Here is a 20,120-nt window from a genome sequence, read left to right as displayed (position 1 = left end):
TGACCATACAGTAACAATTTTGCGCAGATCCAAGCGTTGGAGGGCAATGGCCACAATCGGCGCTGAAGCACAAGGTACCGAAAGCGGTCGGTCTGGGCTATTTCTCTATTTTCACCTAAGTAGCACCAAGGTTCTTCCGGTCTTTTCGGCGTCATTTACCGATTTCTCTACGTGACGTGCGACAGCTAAAAGTGCCTTTCTGAAGAGCTCAAAGTGCTTTCCCACGTTTGTGCTCGCAAGCCATTCGTCGTCTTCGGGAGAGAGGGGCAATCCTCTGACTCGAGAGGCCCTCTTGGCCTCGCGATTTGAGATATTATTGGCCTCACGATCTCTAGCTTCGATCCGTCGACCAATTTCTTCGCCCGGAATGGAGTCTTCATTCTCCAGTGCGTCGAATACCCCCTTGAATTGGACCGGGTATAGCCGCTCCATCATGAGTGGGAAGCTATGCATGCGGCTGTCTCCCAGATTGAGCACCGTATGCTCTTTGCCCTTTTCGTTGCCCATAACCGACAGACCAAAATCCCCGATGACCTCCGTCGCGAACGAAATCGGGTGCTTTGCATCGAATTTTCTCAACGCAGGCATCATCTCTCGAAGCCTGGGAAGAACCCAAGCTCGTTCGATCAGAGGACGATTGATATCGACCGCCATGGATATCACGCTGTCCGTCGGCTGAAGCGATAGCTTGTCGAGAAGGTCGGCGAGATCAATCGGAGGACTGCGAGCGATAAAGCAGGCACTGAAGTATTCTTGGAATGAGCGATGAGTAAACGTTATCGATGTGCCGTCCCGCTGCATGATGCAAACGGATTCAATAAGGTCCCGAAGGAAGTCGGCTGGTTTGATATTAAGCTTTTCGTATTGGCAGGCGACCGCAATCGCATCCAGGATTTCTGTTTCAGTGAACAGGAATTTGGCTTTGACATACGTGGATATGCAGAGCGACGAGAGGCAGTTCTTGAACTCATTGATTGCTAGGTCCACGTAACGTTTACGTTCAAAGCCAGCTTCTTTTAGAGTGTCATGACGAAAGAAGAGCGTTTCGAATGCTTGTTCGTAGAAGATATGAATCTCGTCCGGTATCTGCGCGAACTGCTCGTACGTGATGAGCATCATAGTCGCCAGAAGAGGGTTCGAAAGAAAGCTTTCGTGCTTGTCGTATAACGAGGTCCGCACCGCCTCGGCGAACTTGTTTCGTATGATTTTTTCATACGGCAACTTGCGTAACAACTGTACGACTTCCTTCTTCGCCATTGGCAAGACTGAGTATCGAGTAAAGCTTTGCCATGATGAAAAGCGCTCATCCTCTCGGCTGGTCACGATTAGGACCATGCTCGGATTGTTACGCTGAAGTTCAATCAACTCCTTTTCAAGCGATGAGCGGAGGTCGGGTGACACTTCGTCAAAGCCGTCCAAGATCAGATAGATCGCCCCCGATTTCACAGCAGCCTCAAATTGCTTTTCCGAAATGACTGCCCCTGGCCCCAAGACTAGCGAATGATAAACATACGGAAGAATTTTCGAGCTACCCAACTCATTGATGCCACGTAGCTCAACAAGAATGGGAAGCACGGGGGTTTGGCTGTGCACCAAAGTCAAGAACAGGTGGCGCATGAAAATCGATTTGCCCGAACCTCCACTACCGCAGATGATTATGGCCTTGTCGCGCGGGATCCGCTCAATGAAACCGGCTTCGTCGATCATCAGGTGTCGGGAAGACAGATGAGTAGGGACATATATCGTATCGATGGGAATGGATTGATCCCGGCTGATTAGTGTTCGAACGTTTGAGCAACGCGCGACAGTAGTTTCGTAGTATGGCGCTAGGTTTAGCGTGAGTGTTTCAGCAAGCTTTGCGGCTGCCTTTCCCGCGAGCCCGAAAATAGGGCCGGCAAACTTGTCTGCAAATTTGGCAAGCAACGTCGCTGTCTGAGGGTCTATAGCCATTCGCGGCCTCTGGTTGCTGAAGACAATGAGCCATAGATAGAAGGTTGAGTTGCCGGAAGTCTACACGCCTTGGGACATCTCCAAAGCTTTCGATGGGGATACTGGGTTTACTCCAGCGCGGTTAAGCCGGGCTTCCGCCTTTGCCTAAAATCCTGCCCGATAATTTCTAGGTCCTAGTCATTCGGTGAAAGGCTATCCCGCCGGTCCGGGCGGTCAACGGAACAGCTATTGGTCTTAGATGACTCAATCCGGTCGCACCGACTTACATTGCGAGGCTTAGAGGCTTTTTGACAGAAGCAGCCCGCTTTCGCGTTCGGGGCTACGTGCAGCGGAAAGTGTAGACCTTGGTACGCTGAGTGAGTTGATTCACTCGAACGTCAGGGTTTGGGTCAGCAATGAAATTGAAGCCCCTCGGACAAGTTTGCCCCGCGAATTCGTTGGCGAACACAATCATCCGCTGACTCATTGAGCTTTCCGTCTCCAATACTCCTGGCGCGACATGAACCGTAACCATGTGTGTGTTCGCATTTAGTAGCTTATGATCGTACTGGATATTTCCCACACCGCCGACCTGCGATCCGGGCGCAACTTGAGACGATCCTCCTCCGTATGCGCACGCTCCGAGAAACAAACATAAGAAACCGACTACGAAAATCCGCATGTGCCCCCCAACGCCCAAAAAAGTTGGAACAACTTATGCGCGAATCAGACCAAGCAAAAGCCGAGACAGCGGAGCTCAGATCCTTGGACCGAAAAAAACGCAATCAAATCAAAGCAAGAAGCGCTAGTTCAATCCTGTCTGGCAGCACCAGGATCTTCGCAAAACGATGGCAGTCGCAGGCACGCGGTGCGCCCGCGTGCGCTGGAATCAATGCGCCAGCAGCGCGCCCATCCCGCCGATCGTCAGCACGACGTAGAAGGCGAACACACTGCCGACCCATTTCCAATCGATCTGATCGTGTTCGGGGCTGAGGCTTTCGATGATGCCGTGCATGATGGTTTCCTTTAGAACTCGCCTGCGTGGCGTATAACCCGCGCCTCAAGCACCTCATGTGACTCACTTCACATTTTGCCATCGCGGAGCGGACCAAGCGTGACCGGCCCAGAACTGAAGAAACTGCGCGAACATCTCAGCGAGGCGCTGGGCCGCAAGCTGACGGCGGCGGATATGGCGAAGCTGTGCGGGCTATCGGCCGCCGGCGGTGCCGAGAAGCTGCGCAGATGGGAAGTCACCGGCCCGACCCCGAAGGTTGCCGCCGTGCTGCGCGTGCTGGCGATGGCGAGCGAGCACTATCCGATCCTGGAGAAGTTCGACGTGTTCGATCGCCATGACGTCCCGGTCAGGGATCGCGCCGCGCGCCGCCAGGCGTTCCGCGAGCAGATGCGCGACGATGTGTGCAAGCGACTGGCCTAAAGCGCGATCACATTAGGTTGAATCATCATCGCGCTTTAGCTCCTTGTTTGAGCATGATCTCCGCGCAAACGCGTTCCGCGTTTGTCGAGAGGGAAAACCGCTTCGCACTTTTCCGGATCATGCTCTAACCGACGGCTTGGTTAACAGGAAATGCGCGCCGCGCACACCGCGTTAAGCCTTGCTTCATTCCACCTTAAGCGTTCGTTAGGCACAACAAAACGTTTCGCCGCAAAGGCTGCGACTTAACGCTCCGCGCAGCGTTCCGGTGACTGCATTTTATTCAAATGCGGTCTAACCCGTCGCCGTGGATGGCGCCATTCACGCTGCGCCTCATGACTTGTCCGGAGACTGCCCCCATGAAGAAGTTCCTGCTCGCAACCGCCGCCGTCGCGGCGGCCGTCGCTGCCTTTGGCGCGACCGCCAACGCCGCCGATTTCAACCGTGGCTATTATCAGAAGGCGCCCGCGCCTGTTTACGCCGCTCCGCTCTACAACTGGACCGGCTTCTATCTCGGCGGCCATCTCGGCGGCGTTTTCTCCCAGAACAACAATTTCAACGGCCTCGCGCTGTCCGACTCCGACGCCCGCTTCATGGGCGGCGTGCAGGCCGGTTACGACTGGCAGCTGTCGCCGATGTGGGTGATCGGCCTCGAAGGCCAGTATTCCTGGGTCGGCGGCCATCAGCTCAACGCGATCTTCCCGGGCGGCTACGTCTACAACAACAACCAGCGCGGCATCGGCTCGATCACCGGCCGCGTCGGCTACACCTGGGGTCCGGGCCTGATCTATGTGAAGGGCGGTTATGCCTATTCCGACAACAACGAAACGGTGACGCTCGGCGGCGCGCCGGTCGGATTCACGCTCAGCGACAACCACAGCAACGGCTGGACCATCGGCGGCGGCGCCGAATACATGTTCGCGCCGAACTGGTCGGCCAAGGTCGAGTACCAGTACTATGACTTCGGCGACAGCCGCTTCACCGCGCCGGGCGCGCTGGTGCCGGTCGGCAGCTTCCACAATGACGAGCACACGGTGAAGGCGGGCCTCAACTACCGCTTCAATCTCGGCAACCTCGGCGGCCCTGCTTACGGCCGCTACTGAGAGCACGCCCACAACCAACAGTGGAAAAGGCCGGCTCACGCCGGCCTTTTTGCATCCGATCGCGTGCATCGATTCCGCACAGCGAACCGAGACGTCGCCACTGCGCGGCAGCCCTGAAAAATCCCGCAGATCGTCGCAATTTTCCCGATTTTGTTAACCGGCCGCACCGATACTCCCGCGCCGGGGAAACATCCAAGAGTAGTGGCCAAGGATAGTGGCCAAGCGTAGTGGGCCAGGGGGCACAGGGGCAATGGCGTTTCGGTTCAAGCTCGGCAAACCAAATCTCAAGCGTATCCATCTGCCGCAGATGGGCGTCAGGGGCAGCCTGTTCGCGGCGTTCGCTGTGATCGCAGGCATGGCGCTGGTGATCAGCGCAGGCGCCGGCATCGTGCTGCATCAGCTCGGCGGCACCATGACCGATCTCTCCGGCCGCGACATTCCGCGGCTTGCCGCGAGCCTGCAACTTGCCGCGCAAAGCGCTTCGCTCGCGGCGCAAGGCCCCGGCCTGCTCGCCGTGCAGAGCGAGGACGCGCTGAACGATCGCACCAAGAAGGTGCAGGACGTCGCGCGGCTCACCAGCGCCAAGCTCGGCGAGATCATCGAGCTCGGCGCCGACAAATCCGTGGTCAGCGCATTGCAGGAGAACGTCAAGAACACCGACGAGGCCACCAAGAGCCTGATCTCGGCGGCGCGCGAGCGGCTCGAGGTCGGCGCGCTGCGCGACAAGCAGTACAACGCACTGCGCAAGGCGCAGGCGGCGTTCGTCTCCGCCGCAAGTCCCGCGATGCTCGACGCGCAGACCCGGCTCAACGCCATCCTCGCCGCGGCCGAAGTCTCCGCGGACGACGCCACTGAAGCTGCCCGCACCGTCGGCCAGATCAGCAACGTGCTCGCCGCCGGCAATCTGATGGCCGCCGACATGACCGCGGCGCTGTCGGCCAATTCCAGCGAAACGCTCGATGCGATCGAGGCCGAGTTCAAGGCCGCGCGTGAACGCGTCAAGTCCAACCTCGAGGACCTGCCGAACAATCCCGCGATCGTTGCGGTGCGCGACACCGCCTCGAGGCTGCTCGTGCTCGGCGAAGGCAAGACCGGCGTGTTCAAGATCCGCCAGAAAGAGCTCGACGCGATCGACTACGGCCAGACCATCCTGGAAGAGACGCGCAAGCTCAATGTCGGGCTCGGCATCAGCGTCCAGCAGCTGGTCGACGCGGTGCAGAAGGAGACCGACAGCTCGACCTTCCAGGCACGGCAGCAGATCTCGCTCGCGACCATGGTGATGATCGGCCTCGGCGCCCTGACGCTGGTCGGCTCGTTCCTGTTCGTCTGGCTCTATGTCGGACGCAACATCCTGCGCCGCATCCGCGGCCTGCAGCGCTCGATGCAGCTGCTGTCCGACGGCGACCTCGACACCGAGATCCCGCAGAGCCGCCAGCGCGACGAGATCGCCGTCATGGCCGACGCGCTGCAGGTGTTCCGCGAGAGCATGGTCGAGAGCCGCGAGCTCACGGAAAACCAGAACAAGGACCGCAGCGCCAAGGCGGAGCGCGCCTCGCGCATGGAAGCGCAGATCGTCACGTTCGAATCCAACGTCCGCAGCGCGCTCGGCAGCCTGCAGACCGCGGCGAACTCGATGCAGTCGACTGCGCAGAGCATGTCGGCGACCGCGGACCAGTCGAGCGCGCTGGTCAACGCCGTCGCGTCGGCCGCCGAGGAAACCTCGGTCAACGTGCAGACGGTGTCGGCCGGCACCGAGGAGCTGTCGTCCTCGATCCAGGAGATCGGCCGCCAAGTCGTGACCTCGGCGGAGATCGCCCGCAAGGCGGTGGAGGAAGCCAGCGCCACCGACAGCACGATGCAGGGGCTTGCCGACAATGCCGCACGCATCAGCGTCGTGGTCGACCTGATCCAGACCATCGCCTCGCAAACCAATCTGCTCGCGCTCAACGCCACCATCGAGGCGGCGCGCGCCGGCGAGGCCGGCCGCGGCTTTGCCGTGGTCGCCTCCGAGGTGAAGAACCTCGCGAGCCAGACCGCGAAGGCGACCGAGGAAATCCGCCAGCAGATCGTCAGCATGCAGGAGGTGACGACGACGGCCGTCTCCGCGATCCGCAACATCTCGAGCACGATCGGCGAGATCAACGACGTCACCACCGCGATCGCCGCCGCGGTCGAGCAGCAGGGCGCGGCGACCCGCGAGATCGCCCGCAACATCCAGCATGCGGCGGGCGGCACCAGCGAGGTGTCGAGCAACATCGTCGGCGTGTCCACCGCGTCGGCCGAGGCGGGCACCGCCGCCGGCGAGGTGCTGAGCGCCTCCGACGCACTGCGCCGCGAGGCCGACGTGCTGCGCTCGGAGATCGACGGCTTCCTGTCGAACATCCGCGCGGCGTAGGTACAGCGTCGTTCCGGGGCTATGCGAAGCATAGAACCCGGAACCTCGAGATTCCGGGTTCGCCTCTTCGAGGCGCCCCGGAATGACGGGCACGTATTCGCAAGACCGTTCGCTTCATCCGGGCTTCTGTAACGGGCCTTGGTTAGTCAATCCCTTTTCGCGTCATCCACTCGCCGGGCACTTGCTTCTGTACGGGATCGGCGCGAAGGCCGTCGCCTGATGGGGTGCATTGAGGAGCCGGCCGGCCAATCTACGGATTGCGTGGTCGTGAGCCACTTCCCGGATGGCGGCCTGACCGGATCCATCGTCCCAGCGGAGGGACTTCGCTCGGGGAGAGCCTGGTGTCGTGGCCCGCCCGGAACCGATTGCTGCTCCTGGCTAGATGGCCTTGGTCATCGGGTTGAACGGTTTGGTGTCGGCGAGCATGCGATGCAGGATCACGGCGAGCTTGCGAGCCAGCGCTACCTTGGCCTTGCGCATGCCTGCGCGCCGGGCGATCCGCATCGCCCAGCTCTTCAATGCCGAGCAATTCTTGACCGGCTTGGTCAGCATGACGTGAGCTGCCTGGTAGAGTGCCTCGCGCACGGAGGCATCCCCGATCTTGCTGATGCGGCCGGTGTAGTCGGTCTCACCGGACTGGTACTTCTTCGGGGTGAGCCCAAAGTGGGCTCCCGTGGCCTTCGAGGAGCGGAAGCGCTTCGGGTCGTCGATCGCCGCGGCATAGGTGAGCGCCACGATCGGACCAACGGACGGCGTTGTCATCAGGAGCTTGGCGGATGGATGCGTCCTGGCGAGCTTCTGGGTGTGCTTGTCCAGGCTCTTGAACTCCCGCAGCAGCACCGCATGGGCTTGGAGCAGCGCCGCCGCGACCAACTCCAGTCCGGGATGGCCGGTCACGAGCTCGCGGATGCGTCCGGCGAACGTGCGCTCGGTGGTCGCACCGACCTTCAGGCCAAAACCGCGAAGTATGCCGCGCAGGCTGTTCTCGACATCGCGAAGCTTGGATTGCAGCAGCTTGCGCGCCGTCAGGATGGCGCGGGTCTCCTGCGCCGCGACCGACTTGCAGTGCACCGGCCGGAACCAGCCGAGCCGCATCAACTGCGCGATCCGGCGGGCATCGTTGCGGTCCGTCTTCACCGGCATCGACTTGAAGGCTTCGCGAACGTGCCGCGTTTCCAGCAGCTCGACCGCAAGCCCTGCGTCTCGCAGACCCGCATACAGCCATTGCGACAAGGGGCCTGCCTCCAGCCCGATCCGTTCCAGTACCAGACCCAGCGACCGGAACCAGGCGATCAGCGCCGCCGGCTCGCTCGCAACCTTCGTCTCGCGCAAAATCTTGCCTGTCCCATCGACAAGGCAAACGCTCGAGCATTCCAAAGACACGTCAATTCCTGCATAGTGGTACATGGTCGTCCCTTAATGATGCTTGGAGCGGGCTTGCCCGACTCCGTTGAACACCATCAGTTTGAGGGACGACCGCCTTCCAACCAACAGGCCGCTCGCGAGCGCGCTTCCAAATTGCGCCGTAGCGAGCGGGCGGCCGGCCCGTTACCCCATCTACGGAATTCCGGCGATTTCTCGTCCCATTCTCCGGACGACTATCTGATTTTTCGGCTGGCGCGGCGGCCCGTGTGCCGCTAAGCCGGTAGCATGCATACGAAGACCGACCCCGTGCACTCCTCGGCGGAGGCACTGCGATACCCTTGGGAGAACCATCCCGGCCACGACCAGGTCGTGGAGGTGGCTCCCGGCGTGCTGTGGGCGCGGCTGAAGCTGCCGTTCCGCCTCAACCATGTGAACATCTATCTGCTCGCCGACGGCGACGGCTGGACCATGGTGGATGCCGGCTTCGGCAATGAGGAATCGATCGCGGCCTGGACCACGCTGTTCGAGGGGCCGCTGAAACACGTCAAGGTCACCCGCCTGATCGTGACGCATTCGCATCCCGACCATGTCGGTCTCGCCGGCTGGATCACCGAGCGCTTCGGCTGCCCGCTGTTCATGTCGCAGGTGGAATATCTGCAGTCGGTCTATCACCAGAACCGCGGCACCGAGGAGCGGCGCAACGCGCAGCGGCTGTTCTTCCGCCGCCACGGCATGGACGAGGACCTCACCGAGAAGCTGCTCGGCCGTGGCCAGGACTATCTGAAGCGCGTGTCGGTGCTGCCGCCGTCCTATCACCGCCTCACCCATGGCGACGAGGTCGTGATCGGCACGCGGCGCTTCAAGGTGATCACCGGCGGCGGCCACGCGCTCGACCAGGTGATGCTGTATTGCGCGGCCGACAAGCTGTTCCTGTCCGCCGACCAGGTGCTCAGCAAGATCTCGCCCAATGTCAGCGTCTGGGCGGTCGAGCCGGAGCAGAACTCGCTCGGCGAATATCTGGCCTCGCTGGCAAGCCTGACCACCACCCTGCCCTACGACGTGATGGTGCTGCCGGGCCACGGCGTGCCGTTCTACGGGCTGAAGACCCGGATCAAGCAGCTCGCCGATCACCATGAGGAGCGCTGCCGGCTGATCGCCGAGGCCTGCCGCGAGGTGCCGCAGACCTCCAAGGAGCTGGTGCCCGTGGTGTTCCACAAGCACGTGCTGGACGAGCACCAGATGGGCTTCGCCGCCGGTGAGCTGGTCGCCCATGTCAATTACATGCTGGTCGAGGGCCGCCTGACGGCCGAAATGCACGCCGACGGCATGCTGCGCTTCAAGACCACCTGAACCCGGCCGGGCGGCAAGGCATCGCCCGGCGATTTGACCGAAATCGAGCCGAACGGCCCCGGCTAGGGCAATTTGCCCAACTGCGACGCATGCCCAGATGTGGGTCAATGCATGGACATTAGAGCTGGAAAAGCTCTAAGAAGAAGCAGTCGTTCCGGTCAGGTTCCGCTTTCTGGGTTTGCCGATGGATTACAGCCAGTTCTTCAATACCGCCCTCAACCGCCTGCACGACGAGCGGCGCTACCGGGTGTTTGCCGACCTCGAACGGATCGCGGGCCGCTTCCCGCACGCCACCTGGCATTCGCCGAAGGGCAGCCGCAACGTCGTGATCTGGTGCTCCAACGACTATCTCGGCATGGGCCAGCATCCCAAGGTGGTCGGTGCCATGGTCGAGACCGCGACCCGGGTCGGCACCGGCGCCGGCGGCACCCGCAACATCGCGGGCACCCATCATCCGCTGGTGCAGCTCGAGGCGGAACTCGCCGACCTCCACGGCAAGGAAGCCTCGCTGCTGTTTACCTCGGGCTATGTCTCGAACCAGACCGGCATCTCGACGCTCGCCAAGCTGATCCCGAACTGCCTGATCCTGTCGGACGCGCTGAACCACAATTCGATGATCGAAGGCGTGCGCCAGGCCGGCTGCGAACGCCAGATATTCCGCCACAACGACGTCGCGCATCTCGAGGAGCTCTTGATCGCCGCCGGTCCCGACCGGCCGAAGCTGATCGTCTGCGAGAGCCTTTATTCGATGGACGGCGACGTCGCACCGCTCGGCAAGATCTGCGATCTCGCCGAGCAATACGGCGCCATGACCTATCTCGACGAAGTGCATGCGGTCGGCATGTACGGCCCGCGTGGCGGCGGCATCGCCGAGCGCGACGGCGCGATGCACCGGATCGATATCGTCGAGGGCACGCTGGCAAAAGCCTTTGGCTGCCTCGGCGGCTACATCGCGGGCCGCGCCGAGGTCATCGACGCGGTGCGCTCCTATGCGCCGGGCTTCATCTTCACCACCGCACTGCCGCCGGCGATCTGCTCGGCCGCGACGGCTGCGATCCGGCACCTGAAGACCTCGAACTGGGAGCGCGAGCGCCACCAGGACCGTGCCGCCCGCACCAAGGCGATCCTGACCGCCGCCGGCCTGCCGGTCATGTCGAGCGACACCCATATCGTGCCGCTGTTCGTCGGCGATCCCGAGAAGTGCAAGCGGGCCTCCGACCTGCTGCTCGAGGACCACGGCATCTACATCCAGCCGATCAACTATCCGACGGTCGCCAAGGGCACCGAGCGGCTGCGCATCACGCCCTCGCCCTACCATGACGACGGCCTGATCGACGCGCTGGCCGAGGCGCTGCTCCAGGTCTGGGACCGGCTCGGCCTGCCCCTGCACCAGAAGTCGCTGGCCGCCGAGTAACCCTATCCGCTTCCGACCCCGAATTTGGGCCGGCCGTGCATCGCGCGGCCGGTCCTTTGCGTTATAATCCTGACAACCGGCCCTTCCCCAGCGGCCGGGACAGGAGATGAGCAGCGATGCTGCACGACTGGGGCGTAATCGCCACGGCGTTCGCCTACATCGGATTGTTGTTCTTCATTGCCAGCCGCGGCGACCGCAGCTCGCCGGGCGAGCGCGGCCGCGCCAGCCAGTGGATCTATCCGCTGTCGCTGGCGATCTACTGCACCTCCTGGACCTTCTTCGGCTCGGTCGGCTTCGCCACCCGCACCAGCATCGACTTCCTGGCGATCTATGTCGGCCCGATCGTGATGGTCGGATTGTGCACGCCGCTGCTGCGCCGGGTGATCGCGCTCGCCAAGTCGCAGAACATCACCTCGATCGCCGACTTCATCGCCGCGCGCTACGGCAAGAGCCAGGCGGTGGCGGCGACCGTGGCACTGATCGCGATCATCGGCTCGGTGCCCTACATCGCGCTGCAGCTCAAGGCGGTGGCGGCGTCGCTGGAGACCATCCTGAGCGAGGACCAGGCGTTCTCGAAAATCCCCGTGATCGGCGACATCGCGCTGATGGTCACGCTGGCGATGGCGGTGTTCGCGGTGCTGTTCGGCACCCGCCACACCGACGCGACCGAGCACCAGCACGGCCTGATCCTGGCGATCGCGGCCGAGTCCATCGTCAAGCTGGTCGCCTTCATCGCCGCCGGCGCATTCGTCACCTTCTGGATGTTCTCGCCGGTCGAGCTCTACGAGCGCGCCCTGAAGACGCCGGAGGCGGTGCGCGCGATCGAATATGTGCCGTCGATCGGCAATTTCCTGATCATGACGCTGCTGTCGTTCTGCGCGGTCATGCTGCTGCCCCGCCAGTTCCATGTCAGCGTGGTGGAGAATTCGACGCCCGCCGAAGTCACCCGGGCGCGCTGGCTGTTCCCGCTCTACCTCATCGCCATCAACCTGTTCGTGATTCCGATCGCGATCGCCGGCCTCGTCATCTTCCCGTTCGGCGCGGTCGATGCCGACATGTTCGTGCTGGCGCTGCCGATCGAGGGCAATTCGCAATTGCTCAGCCTCGCCGTGTTCGTCGGCGGGCTGTCGGCGGCGACCGCGATGGTGATCGTCGAATGCGTCGCGCTGTCGATCATGGTCTCCAACGACATCGTGCTGCCGCTGGTCTTGCCGCGCAGCGACGACGCCAGCGCCGGCCAGAAGGACTTTGGCGATTTCCTGCTGAAGGCGCGCCGCTTCTCGATCTTCGCCATCATGGTGCTGGCGTATTTCTACTATCGCGCGCTCGGCAACACCCAGCTGGTCGCGATCGGCCTGCTGTCGTTTGCCGCGATCACCCAGCTGGCGCCGGCGTTCTTCGGCGGCCTGTTCTGGCGCAGAGCCACCGCACGCGGCGCCATGGCGGGCATGCTGGTCGGCTTCGCGACGTGGCTCTACACGCTGTTCATCCCGAGCTTCCTGGAAACCTCGACCACCGGCCTGATGCTGCTGCAGCACGGGCCGTTCGGGATCGAGGCGTTGCGGCCGCAGGCGCTGTTCGGCGCCGACCTGCCGCCGCTGCTGCACGGCGTGCTGTGGAGCCTTGCGCTCAACATCCTCACCTATGTGCTGTTCTCGCTGGCGCGCGCGCCGTCCTCGATCGAGTTGTTGCAGGCCGACGTGTTCGTGCCCAACGCGCTGGCCCCGATCGCGCCCAGCTTCCGGCGCTGGCGCACCACGGTGACGGTGGAGGATATCCAGAGCACGGTGACGCAATATCTCGGCCCCGACCGCACCCGCGAGGCCTTCGCCTCCTTCGCCGTCGACCGCAACATCGTGCTGCTGGCGTCGGCTCCGGCCGATTTCGAGTTGCTGCAGCATGCCGAGCGGTTGATCGCCTCCTCGATCGGGGCCGCGTCCTCGCGCCTTGTGATGTCGCTGCTGCTGCAACGGCGCACGGTGTCGGCCAAGGCCGCGCTGAAACTGCTCGACGACTCCCACGCCGCCCTGCACTTCAACCGCGAGATCCTGCAGACCGCGCTCAATCACGTGCGCCAGGGCATCGCGGTGTTCGACGCCGATCTGCAGCTGATCTGTTCCAACCGCCAGTTCTCCGAATTGCTGGGGCTGCCGCAGCATCTGGTGCAGCTCGGCATCCCGCTGTCCGAAATCCTCGAATTCATGGGCGCGATCAGTCCGCCTGCGTCCGGCGACGGCGACAGCCTGCTGCAGGCCCGCCTGCGCGCCTACACCACCGAGGGCGAGCCTTATCTGGAACGCTTCACCGACCGCCATCTGGTGATCGAGGTGCGTGCCAACCGCATGCCGGGCGGCGGGCTCGTCATCACCTTCTCCGACGTCACGCCGAGCTTCGAGGCGGCGGAGGCGCTGGAGCGCGCCAACGCGACGCTGGAAAAGCGGGTGCGCGACCGCACCGAGGAGCTGACGCGGCTGAATTCGGAGCTCGCGCTCGCCAAGGGCATCGCGGAAGACGCCAACGCCTCGAAGACACGCTTCCTTGCGGCCGCCAGCCACGACATCCTGCAGCCGCTCAATGCGGCGCGCCTCTACGTCACGAGCCTGGTCGAGCGCCAGAACGGCGGCGAGGATTCGCGCCTGGTCGAGAACATCGACGACTCACTCGAGGCGATCGAGGACATCCTGGGCGCGCTGCTCGACATTTCCAGGCTCGATGCCGGCGCCATGACGCCGGCGATCACGAGCTTCCGGATGGCCGACCTGATGCGCTCGCTGGAGATCGAGTTCATGCCGATCGCCCGCGACAAGGGCCTCGACCTGCGCTTCGTGCCGTGCTCGCTGCCGGTCGAATCCGACCGCTCGCTGCTGCGCCGGCTGCTGCAGAACTTCATCTCCAACGCGATCAAATATACCCCGCGCGGCCGCGTCTTGATCGGCTGCCGCCGCCGCGGCACCACGCTCCAGATCAGCATCTTCGACACCGGCGTCGGCATTCCCGTGCAGAAGCGCGGCGAGATCTTCAAGGAGTTCCACCGCCTCGAGCAGGGCGCCCGGATCGCCCGCGGCCTCGGCCTCGGCCTGTCGATCGTCGAGCGGCTGGCGCGGGTGCTCAACCACCGCATCGCGATCTCGGCCAATGTCAGCGGCGGCTCGGCGTTCTCGGTCACCGTGCCGGTCGCGACCGCGGTCAACCATACTGCGGCCGTCACCACCGCGACGCCGCTGTCGAAGACGCCGATGAGCGGCTCGCTGATTGTCTGCATCGAGAACGATCCCGCCATCCTCGACGGCATGAAGACGCTGCTGACGGCGTGGGACGCCGAGGTGATCGCGGTGCTCGACGCCGACGGCGCGATCAGCGCGATCGAGGCCGCCGGTGGCCGCGTCACCGGCGTCCTGGTCGACTACCATCTCGACCGCGGCAACGGCGTCGCCGCGATCCGCGAGATCCGCCGCCGCTTCGGCGACGGCATTCCGGCGATCCTGATCACCGCCGACCGCAGCCCTGCGGTGCGCGCCGCCGCGCGCGAGGAAAACATCGCGGTGCTGAACAAGCCGGTGAAACCCGCCTCGCTCCGCGCCCTACTCGGACAATGGCGCACCCAGCAGATGGTGGCGGCGGAGTAGCGCGCCGCGGCGCAATCCGGGCGCGCATCTCGCATTGGATCATGATGCGACTGGATCGAATCGCATCATGAAGGCACGGCAAAGACACGGCGCTCCCTCCCGCAAGCGCGAGAGGTGAAGCGAGCCTGCGCAGTGGCCGGCTCAACCGAAAATCACATGCTCCAGCAAGATCGCCAAGCGTCGGGTTAGTTCGGCCCCATTCCGGCCGACGCCGGGTGCCCTGGCACCTGAAAGCGCTTGCCTGTGTCGGTGACGTTGGTTCCGTCGACCTTGAGGATCGAGAAATCCTGGCTGAGGTAGTTCCCGACCAGGATGTATTTTCCGTCAGGCGTGAAGACCGCGGCCTCAGGCAGTCCGCCGACTTCGATATCTCCGGTCTTGGTCACTTTCTTGCCGTCGATCTTCAGGACCGAGACGCTGCCGTTCTTCTCATGGAAGAACGCATTCTTCATGTTCGAGCCGCGCAGGATCACCGAGACTGCGAGATCCCCCTTCGGACTGACGCCAAGCCCCTCCGGTCCATCGCCGACCACCACGCGATCGATGATGCGCGGCGGCTTCGCTTCGAGATCGATGACGCTGGCCGTGTCGACGCTGCCGTCCGACGCGCCTGAGTTGCCATTGTCCGACGTCAACGCGATCTTGCTGTTCGGGGTCACTGCGACGTTGTAAGGCCATTGGCCGGCCGGCAGGTCTATCTTGGCGTAGGTGACTTTGTCGCCGGCGATATCGAGCACCGATATCTTGTGCCCGGGAAAACGCGCGACCAGCGCGTGCTTGCCGTCTGGCGCGAACGCGACATGTGCGACACTGTCTGGCATCGATATCGTGTCGGTGATCTTGACGTCAGTGCCGTTGACCGAAAGCACGCTGATCGAATTGTCCCCGCGGTTGGCAACCAACGCCATCTTGCCATCGGGACTGAAGCTCAACCCTGATGGCTGCTTTCCGCCGGCAATGGTCGCTGCCAGCTTGGGCGGGGTCGCTTTGAGATCGATCACATAGATCTTGTTATCCGGCACCTGCTTCAGAGCGTCGCCTTCCTTCACCACGTCGACCGAATCCGCGACCAGCGCCACGGTTCCGGTCGGATCGATAGCGACGTTGACCGGGGGGCCGACTACCGAGTTCTTCAATGGGAGAGAGGCCGCAATCTTCGGGTTCTCGGGATCGGCGAGATCGATGATCAGCACTTGATCCTTGCCGGGCGGGGACAGCACCGGCTTGCCGTCGTCGTCCCACAACAGCTTCTCGTCCAGGCCGACGATCATCAAGGGCTTGGCCTGAGCGCAATTGAAAGAGCTGATACCGAGAAGGATTGCCGCAGCCAGAGATAGTCCGGCGACGCGAGTGATGGAAATCATGGCGTTCTCCCCAAAAGCACGCGGCCTCTCACGGGCCGGTGCCGGACAGGATACTCGGTTTTCGACCGATGCGCAGTTTGAATGGGATCTGGATGGCTTCGCGAAAGCGTGCCATCGGGCGCGCTTTCGCGCCACCCGCCGGCTCGCAATGCCGTGGCCCGAGCCCGGCAACCACAGCTGGAGTTGCTCGGGACTACGTCGGCGGCGTGCCCTGGCGCCATTGGCCGCCGGCGATCTTGGCGGCGGCGATCACGGCTTGGGTGCGGCTTTCGACGCCGAGCTTCTGCAGGATCGCCGAGACATGGGCCTTGATGGTCGCTTCGGAAACGCCGAGCTCGTAGGCGATCTGCTTGTTGAGCAGCCCCTCGGACAGCATCATCAGCACCCGCACCTGCTGCGGGGTCAGCGTCACCAGCCGGTCGCGCAGCCGCGTCATGTCGGGATCGCCGGCCGCCGACAGATCGGTGTCCGGCGGCACCCAGACGTCGCCCTCCATCACCTTCATGATGGCATCCCGCAGCGTCTCGACGCCGAAGCGCTTGGGGATGAAACCGGAAGCGCCAAAGTCGAGCGAGCGGCGGATGGTCCCGGCATCGTCACTGGCGGATACGATCACCACCGGAATCGCCGGATACTGCGCCCGCAGATAGATCAGGCCGGAGAAACCGCTGATCCCCGGCATGCTCAGGTCCAGCAGGATCAGGTCGACCTCGGAGTCCCGTTCCAGCAGCGCGGTCAGATCCTCGAACGATCCGGCCTCGCTGATCGTGGCCGAACTCACGACGCTCGACACCGCCTGACGCAACGCATCGCGGAACAGCGGATGGTCGTCGGCGATGACAAGATGAGTATTGGCAGCAGCAGTCATCTCAGTCCCACAAGCGGGCTTTAGGCAAACCCGCGTCGCTCGGTTTTCGCCCGCGCGGCAGTATCACGCAAGCGCTTGATAATACCAGATGCCAACGCGGTTAACCCGCGCAGCTTGTGCGCCGCAATAGACGCCTGCGGAGGCGTTCCATCCTGCTCTTCCTTCAGAAGATAGGTTCGATCCTGAAAAGGCCAAAAGTCTTATTGGGGCGGGTTTCACTGCGATGTTACCTTCATCTCAAGCCGAGGGCCTATTCGGGCCTCACCCGCCAGCCGGGGGCGAGCATGGCAGCAATATTTCGGGGGGAGCAATCCAGATGTCCACTATGACTGCAACTTCGGCGCGGCCCGCCGGCATGACAAAGGATGAGCGTTTCGTCATCCTCGCGTCGTCGCTCGGTACCGTGTTCGAGTGGTACGACTTCTATCTCTACGGTTCGCTGGCCGGCATCATCGGCGCGCAGTTCTTCTCGGACTATCCGCCGGCGACCCGCGACATCTTCGCATTGCTGGCATTCGCCGCGGGCTTCCTGGTGCGCCCGTTCGGCGCGATCGTGTTCGGCCGGGTCGGCGACATCGTCGGCCGCAAATACACCTTCCTCGTCACCATCCTGATCATGGGTCTGTCGACCTTCATCGTCGGCCTGTTGCCCAACGCCAAGACCATCGGCATCGCGGCGCCGATCATCCTGATCTCGCTGCGCCTACTGCAGGGCCTCGCGCTCGGCGGCGAATATGGCGGTGCCGCGACCTATGTCGCTGAGCATGCCCCGCCCGGCAAGCGCGGCTACTACACCTCGTTCATCCAGACCACGGCAACGCTTGGACTGTTTCTGTCGCTGCTGGTGATCCTGTTCACGCGAACCCTCACCGGCGAAAAGGACTTCGCCGACTGGGGCTGGCGCATTCCATTCCTGGTGTCGGTGCTGCTGCTCGGCATCTCGGTCTGGATCCGGCTGCGGCTGAACGAATCGCCGGTGTTCCAGCGGATGAAGGAGGAGGGCAAGACCTCCAAGGCGCCGCTGACCGAGGCCTTCGCGACCTGGAGCAACGCCAAGATCGTGATCCTCGCGCTGCTCGGCCTGACCATGGGCCAGGCGGTGATCTGGTACACGGGCCAGTTCTACGCGCTGTTCTTCCTGCAATCGATCCTGAAGGTCGACGGCTACACCGCCAACCTCTTGATCGCCTGGTCTCTGTTGCTCGGCACCGGCTTCTTCCTGGTGTTCGGCGCGCTGTCGGACAAGATCGGCCGCAAGCCGATCATCCTGGCGGGCTGCCTGATCGGCGCACTCACGCTGTTCCCGATCTTCAAGATGATCACGACCAACGCCAATCCGGCGCTGGAGAAGGCCTATGAGACGGTCAAGGTGCAGGTGGTTGCGGATCCGGCCGGCTGCGGCGATCTGTTCAATCCGGTCGGCACCCGCGTCTTCAGCGCGCCTTGCGACACCGCCCGCGCCTTCCTAGCCCAATCGTCGGTGAAATATTCGACGGTGCCGGGCCCGGCCGGCTCGCCGGTGAAGATCCTGATCAACGACAAGGAAGTGCCGTATACGGACGCCAAGACGTCGAACCCCGCAATCCTCGCGGCGGTGCAGGCGGCGGGCTATCCGAAGCCGGGTGACGCCGGCATCGTGAAGATGTCGCACCCGTTCGATGTCTTCCGTCCGCAGGTGGCCGCGGTCATCGGCCTGCTGTTCATCCTGGTGCTCTACGTCACCATGGTCTACGGCCCGATCGCCGCCATGCTGGTCGAACTGTTCCCGACCCGCATCCGCTACACCTCGATGTCGCTGCCCTATCATATCGGCAACGGCTGGTTCGGCGGCCTGCTCCCGGCGACCGCGTTCGCGATCACCGCCTCGACCGGCGACATCTACTCCGGTCTCTGGTATCCGGTCATCTTCGCCGCAATCACCGTCGTGGTCGGCGCGCTGTTCATTCCGGAAACCAAGGACGTCGACATCACCAAGACCTGACCGTCGACATCGCGATCAGAATGCATCGGCCGCGGAGCGATCCGTGGCCGATGTCATTTGGAGGCCGCGTCTTAAAAGACAGGTCGCGCGCGTCAGCGCGTGGCGCCGATGAATTGCAGCACGATCTCGCGCCGGTGCGGACGGGCGCGATGCTCGATCAGATAGATGCCCTGCCAGGTGCCGAGCGCCATCTGACCGTCGAGCACGGGGACCTGCAGCGAGGTCGCCGTCAGCATGGTCTTGATGTGCGCCGGCATGTCGTCAGGGCCTTCGGTGTCGTGACGCCAGCCGCCGTCTTCGGGCGCTGCGCGGTCGAGCGCCGTCTTCAGATCGACCAGCACGGTCGGATCGGCATTCTCCTGGATCGTCAGCGAGGCCGAGGTGTGGCGGATGAACAGCGTGACCACACCCTCGCCGGCACGCGCCTCGCGCAGGAATTTGGCGACCTCGCGCGTGATGTCGGTAAAGCCGGCGCCCGACGTTTCGACCGCCAGGCGCGACGACACGATGCTGGTTGCCGCGACGGAGGATGGCGCCGAGTGCGTGATGGTCCTCGATGAGTTCATCTGTAACTCTCACTATGTCGTCCCGGCGAAGGCCGGGACCCATACTCCGCGGCCCCTCAGTTACGAAGATTTGGAGTTGCCAGCTTGGCCACCCAACTCCCAGCGGCGGTTATGGGTCCCGGCTCCCGTGCGCAATTGCGCACTAGGCCGGGACGACGCTGGAGAGACAGCGCCAGCACAACATCAAATCTTGCCGCCATTGACGTCGCGCTGCACGCGGTTGGCCATTTCGATCAGTCGCCGCCAGGCCCGCTCCACGAACGACATCATGCGATCCATGTCGCGGTCGCTCGGCAGCGGGATCTCGATCTTGCGCTCGCCCTCGGCGACCTTCGGCTCGGTCTTGGGCTCCGGCTTCTTCAGCAGATCGGATTTCGGCAACGCTTCGTCGGTCTTGGCCGACGGTGCGCGCGCGGCGAGCTCATCCTTGAGCTTGTCATTGTCGGCTTGCAGGCGCCCGATCTCGGCATCCAGCGCCGCCCGCTCGTCCGGCACCATGTAACAGGCCCAGCCGGCGCTGGAATTGGTGCAGGTCGACACCGCGCCGGTGCGCGTGTCGAGCCGCAGGAAACCATCGCCGGCGGGTGATAAGGCGTAGCGGCCATTCTCGGTGTCCGGCACGGTTTGCGCGATCGCCGCGCCGCCGCTTGCGATCAGGATGGCAGCAATTGCGATGGACAATTTCGACGGTGACATCGCGATGGGCATGGCTTGCTCCGCCTCAACC

Annotated in this window: 14 protein-coding genes; 7 read left to right on the top strand and 7 right to left on the bottom strand. The window is 63.2% G+C overall.

Features of this window, described 5'->3' with window-relative positions; all coding sequences use genetic code 11:
• Positions 1-111 precede the first annotated feature (111 nt).
• Both J2R76_RS31535 and J2R76_RS40705 read right to left on the bottom strand, forming a co-directional pair.
• Positions 112-1,707, bottom strand: coding sequence for an NACHT domain-containing NTPase (locus tag J2R76_RS31535; protein ID WP_253625310.1), 1,596 nt, complete (start codon positions 1,705-1,707; stop codon positions 112-114).
• Between the two features lie 1,111 nt (positions 1,708-2,818).
• Entirely contained in the window at positions 2,819-2,944 is a 126-nt protein-coding gene (locus J2R76_RS40705) for a hypothetical protein (RefSeq protein ID WP_256521266.1), read from the bottom strand.
• A 99-nt stretch (positions 2,945-3,043) separates the two neighbouring features.
• Between J2R76_RS40705 and J2R76_RS31530 the strand changes: the two genes are divergently transcribed.
• From J2R76_RS31530 to J2R76_RS31520, 3 genes are all read left to right on the top strand, one after another.
• On the top strand, positions 3,044-3,364 hold the full coding sequence (locus tag J2R76_RS31530; RefSeq protein ID WP_253625309.1) for a hypothetical protein: 321 nt from the start codon (positions 3,044-3,046) through the stop codon (positions 3,362-3,364).
• 356 nt (positions 3,365-3,720) lie between these two features.
• Complete coding sequence (locus tag J2R76_RS31525) at positions 3,721-4,464, top strand: outer membrane protein (protein WP_076830931.1); 744 nt, start codon at positions 3,721-3,723, stop codon at positions 4,462-4,464.
• Positions 4,465-4,714: 250 nt separating this feature from the next.
• Positions 4,715-6,859 carry a methyl-accepting chemotaxis protein gene (locus J2R76_RS31520; protein WP_141342965.1) on the top strand — a complete coding sequence of 715 codons (2,145 nt, stop codon included), beginning with the start codon at positions 4,715-4,717 and terminating at the stop codon, positions 6,857-6,859.
• Positions 6,860-7,237: 378 nt separating this feature from the next.
• Here the strand turns inward: J2R76_RS31520 and J2R76_RS31515 are convergent, their stop codons facing one another.
• Positions 7,238-8,266, bottom strand: a complete 1,029-nt coding sequence (locus J2R76_RS31515; protein WP_057016162.1) for an IS110 family transposase — start codon at positions 8,264-8,266, stop codon at positions 7,238-7,240.
• A 243-nt stretch (positions 8,267-8,509) separates the two neighbouring features.
• Between J2R76_RS31515 and J2R76_RS31510 the strand changes: the two genes are divergently transcribed.
• From J2R76_RS31510 to J2R76_RS31500, 3 genes are all read left to right on the top strand, one after another.
• Positions 8,510-9,574, top strand: a complete 1,065-nt coding sequence (locus tag J2R76_RS31510) for an MBL fold metallo-hydrolase (RefSeq protein ID WP_026191925.1) — start codon at positions 8,510-8,512, stop codon at positions 9,572-9,574.
• 184 nt (positions 9,575-9,758) lie between these two features.
• Complete coding sequence (gene hemA / locus J2R76_RS31505; protein ID WP_076831070.1) at positions 9,759-10,988, top strand: 5-aminolevulinate synthase; 1,230 nt, start codon at positions 9,759-9,761, stop codon at positions 10,986-10,988.
• Between the two features lie 116 nt (positions 10,989-11,104).
• Positions 11,105-14,614: a PAS domain-containing hybrid sensor histidine kinase/response regulator gene (locus J2R76_RS31500; RefSeq protein ID WP_057019434.1), complete on the top strand. Its 3,510-nt coding sequence runs from the start codon at positions 11,105-11,107 to the stop codon at positions 14,612-14,614.
• Positions 14,615-14,799: 185 nt separating this feature from the next.
• Here the strand turns inward: J2R76_RS31500 and J2R76_RS31495 are convergent, their stop codons facing one another.
• Together J2R76_RS31495 and J2R76_RS31490 are read right to left on the bottom strand one after the other, a co-directional pair.
• Positions 14,800-15,978, bottom strand: a complete 1,179-nt coding sequence (locus J2R76_RS31495) for a beta-propeller fold lactonase family protein (protein ID WP_076830933.1) — start codon at positions 15,976-15,978, stop codon at positions 14,800-14,802.
• A gap of 193 nt (positions 15,979-16,171) precedes the next feature.
• Positions 16,172-16,846 carry a response regulator transcription factor gene (locus J2R76_RS31490; protein ID WP_057019436.1) on the bottom strand — a complete coding sequence of 225 codons (675 nt, stop codon included), beginning with the start codon at positions 16,844-16,846 and terminating at the stop codon, positions 16,172-16,174.
• Between the two features lie 316 nt (positions 16,847-17,162).
• Between J2R76_RS31490 and J2R76_RS31485 the strand changes: the two genes are divergently transcribed.
• Positions 17,163-18,827 (top strand): MFS transporter, encoded by a 1,665-nt coding sequence (locus J2R76_RS31485; RefSeq protein ID WP_035631004.1) that lies wholly within the window; start codon positions 17,163-17,165, stop codon positions 18,825-18,827.
• Between the two features lie 92 nt (positions 18,828-18,919).
• Here the strand turns inward: J2R76_RS31485 and J2R76_RS31480 are convergent, their stop codons facing one another.
• Positions 18,920-19,393, bottom strand: a complete 474-nt coding sequence (locus J2R76_RS31480; protein WP_076830936.1) for a secondary thiamine-phosphate synthase enzyme YjbQ — start codon at positions 19,391-19,393, stop codon at positions 18,920-18,922.
• A 183-nt stretch (positions 19,394-19,576) separates the two neighbouring features.
• On the bottom strand, positions 19,577-20,101 hold the full coding sequence (locus J2R76_RS31475) for a hypothetical protein (protein WP_076830938.1): 525 nt from the start codon (positions 20,099-20,101) through the stop codon (positions 19,577-19,579).
• Positions 20,102-20,120: the final 19 nt, after the last annotated feature.

It is taken from the genome of Bradyrhizobium sp. USDA 4532 (assembly GCF_024171315.1).
GTDB classification, from domain to species: domain Bacteria; phylum Pseudomonadota; class Alphaproteobacteria; order Rhizobiales; family Xanthobacteraceae; genus Bradyrhizobium; species Bradyrhizobium australafricanum.
Note: the sequence above shows the minus strand (reverse complement) of the source record. Positions and strands in the feature narration are given on the sequence as shown.

Excerpts from the sequence above, each read along its gene's own strand:
- J2R76_RS31535 (WP_253625310.1), bottom strand. The coding sequence starts at position 1,707 with ATGATCGACGAAGCCGGTTTCATTGAGCGGATCCCGCGCGACAAGGCC.
- J2R76_RS40705 (WP_256521266.1), bottom strand. The coding sequence starts at position 2,944 with ATGCACGGCATCATCGAAAGCCTCAGCCCCGAACACGATCAGATCGAT.
- J2R76_RS31525 (WP_076830931.1), top strand. The coding sequence starts at position 3,721 with ATGAAGAAGTTCCTGCTCGCAACCGCCGCCGTCGCGGCGGCCGTCGCT.
- J2R76_RS31520 (WP_141342965.1), top strand. The coding sequence starts at position 4,715 with ATGGCGTTTCGGTTCAAGCTCGGCAAACCAAATCTCAAGCGTATCCAT.
- J2R76_RS31490 (WP_057019436.1), bottom strand. The coding sequence starts at position 16,846 with ATGACTGCTGCTGCCAATACTCATCTTGTCATCGCCGACGACCATCCG.
- J2R76_RS31485 (WP_035631004.1), top strand. The coding sequence starts at position 17,163 with ATGTCCACTATGACTGCAACTTCGGCGCGGCCCGCCGGCATGACAAAG.
- J2R76_RS31475 (WP_076830938.1), bottom strand. The coding sequence starts at position 20,101 with ATGCCCATCGCGATGTCACCGTCGAAATTGTCCATCGCAATTGCTGCC.
- J2R76_RS31480 (WP_076830936.1), bottom strand. The coding sequence starts at position 19,393 with ATGAACTCATCGAGGACCATCACGCACTCGGCGCCATCCTCCGTCGCG.
- J2R76_RS31495 (WP_076830933.1), bottom strand. The coding sequence starts at position 15,978 with ATGATTTCCATCACTCGCGTCGCCGGACTATCTCTGGCTGCGGCAATC.
- J2R76_RS31515 (WP_057016162.1), bottom strand. The coding sequence starts at position 8,266 with ATGTACCACTATGCAGGAATTGACGTGTCTTTGGAATGCTCGAGCGTT.
- hemA (WP_076831070.1), top strand. The coding sequence starts at position 9,759 with ATGGATTACAGCCAGTTCTTCAATACCGCCCTCAACCGCCTGCACGAC.
- J2R76_RS31510 (WP_026191925.1), top strand. The coding sequence starts at position 8,510 with ATGCATACGAAGACCGACCCCGTGCACTCCTCGGCGGAGGCACTGCGA.
- J2R76_RS31500 (WP_057019434.1), top strand. The coding sequence starts at position 11,105 with ATGCTGCACGACTGGGGCGTAATCGCCACGGCGTTCGCCTACATCGGA.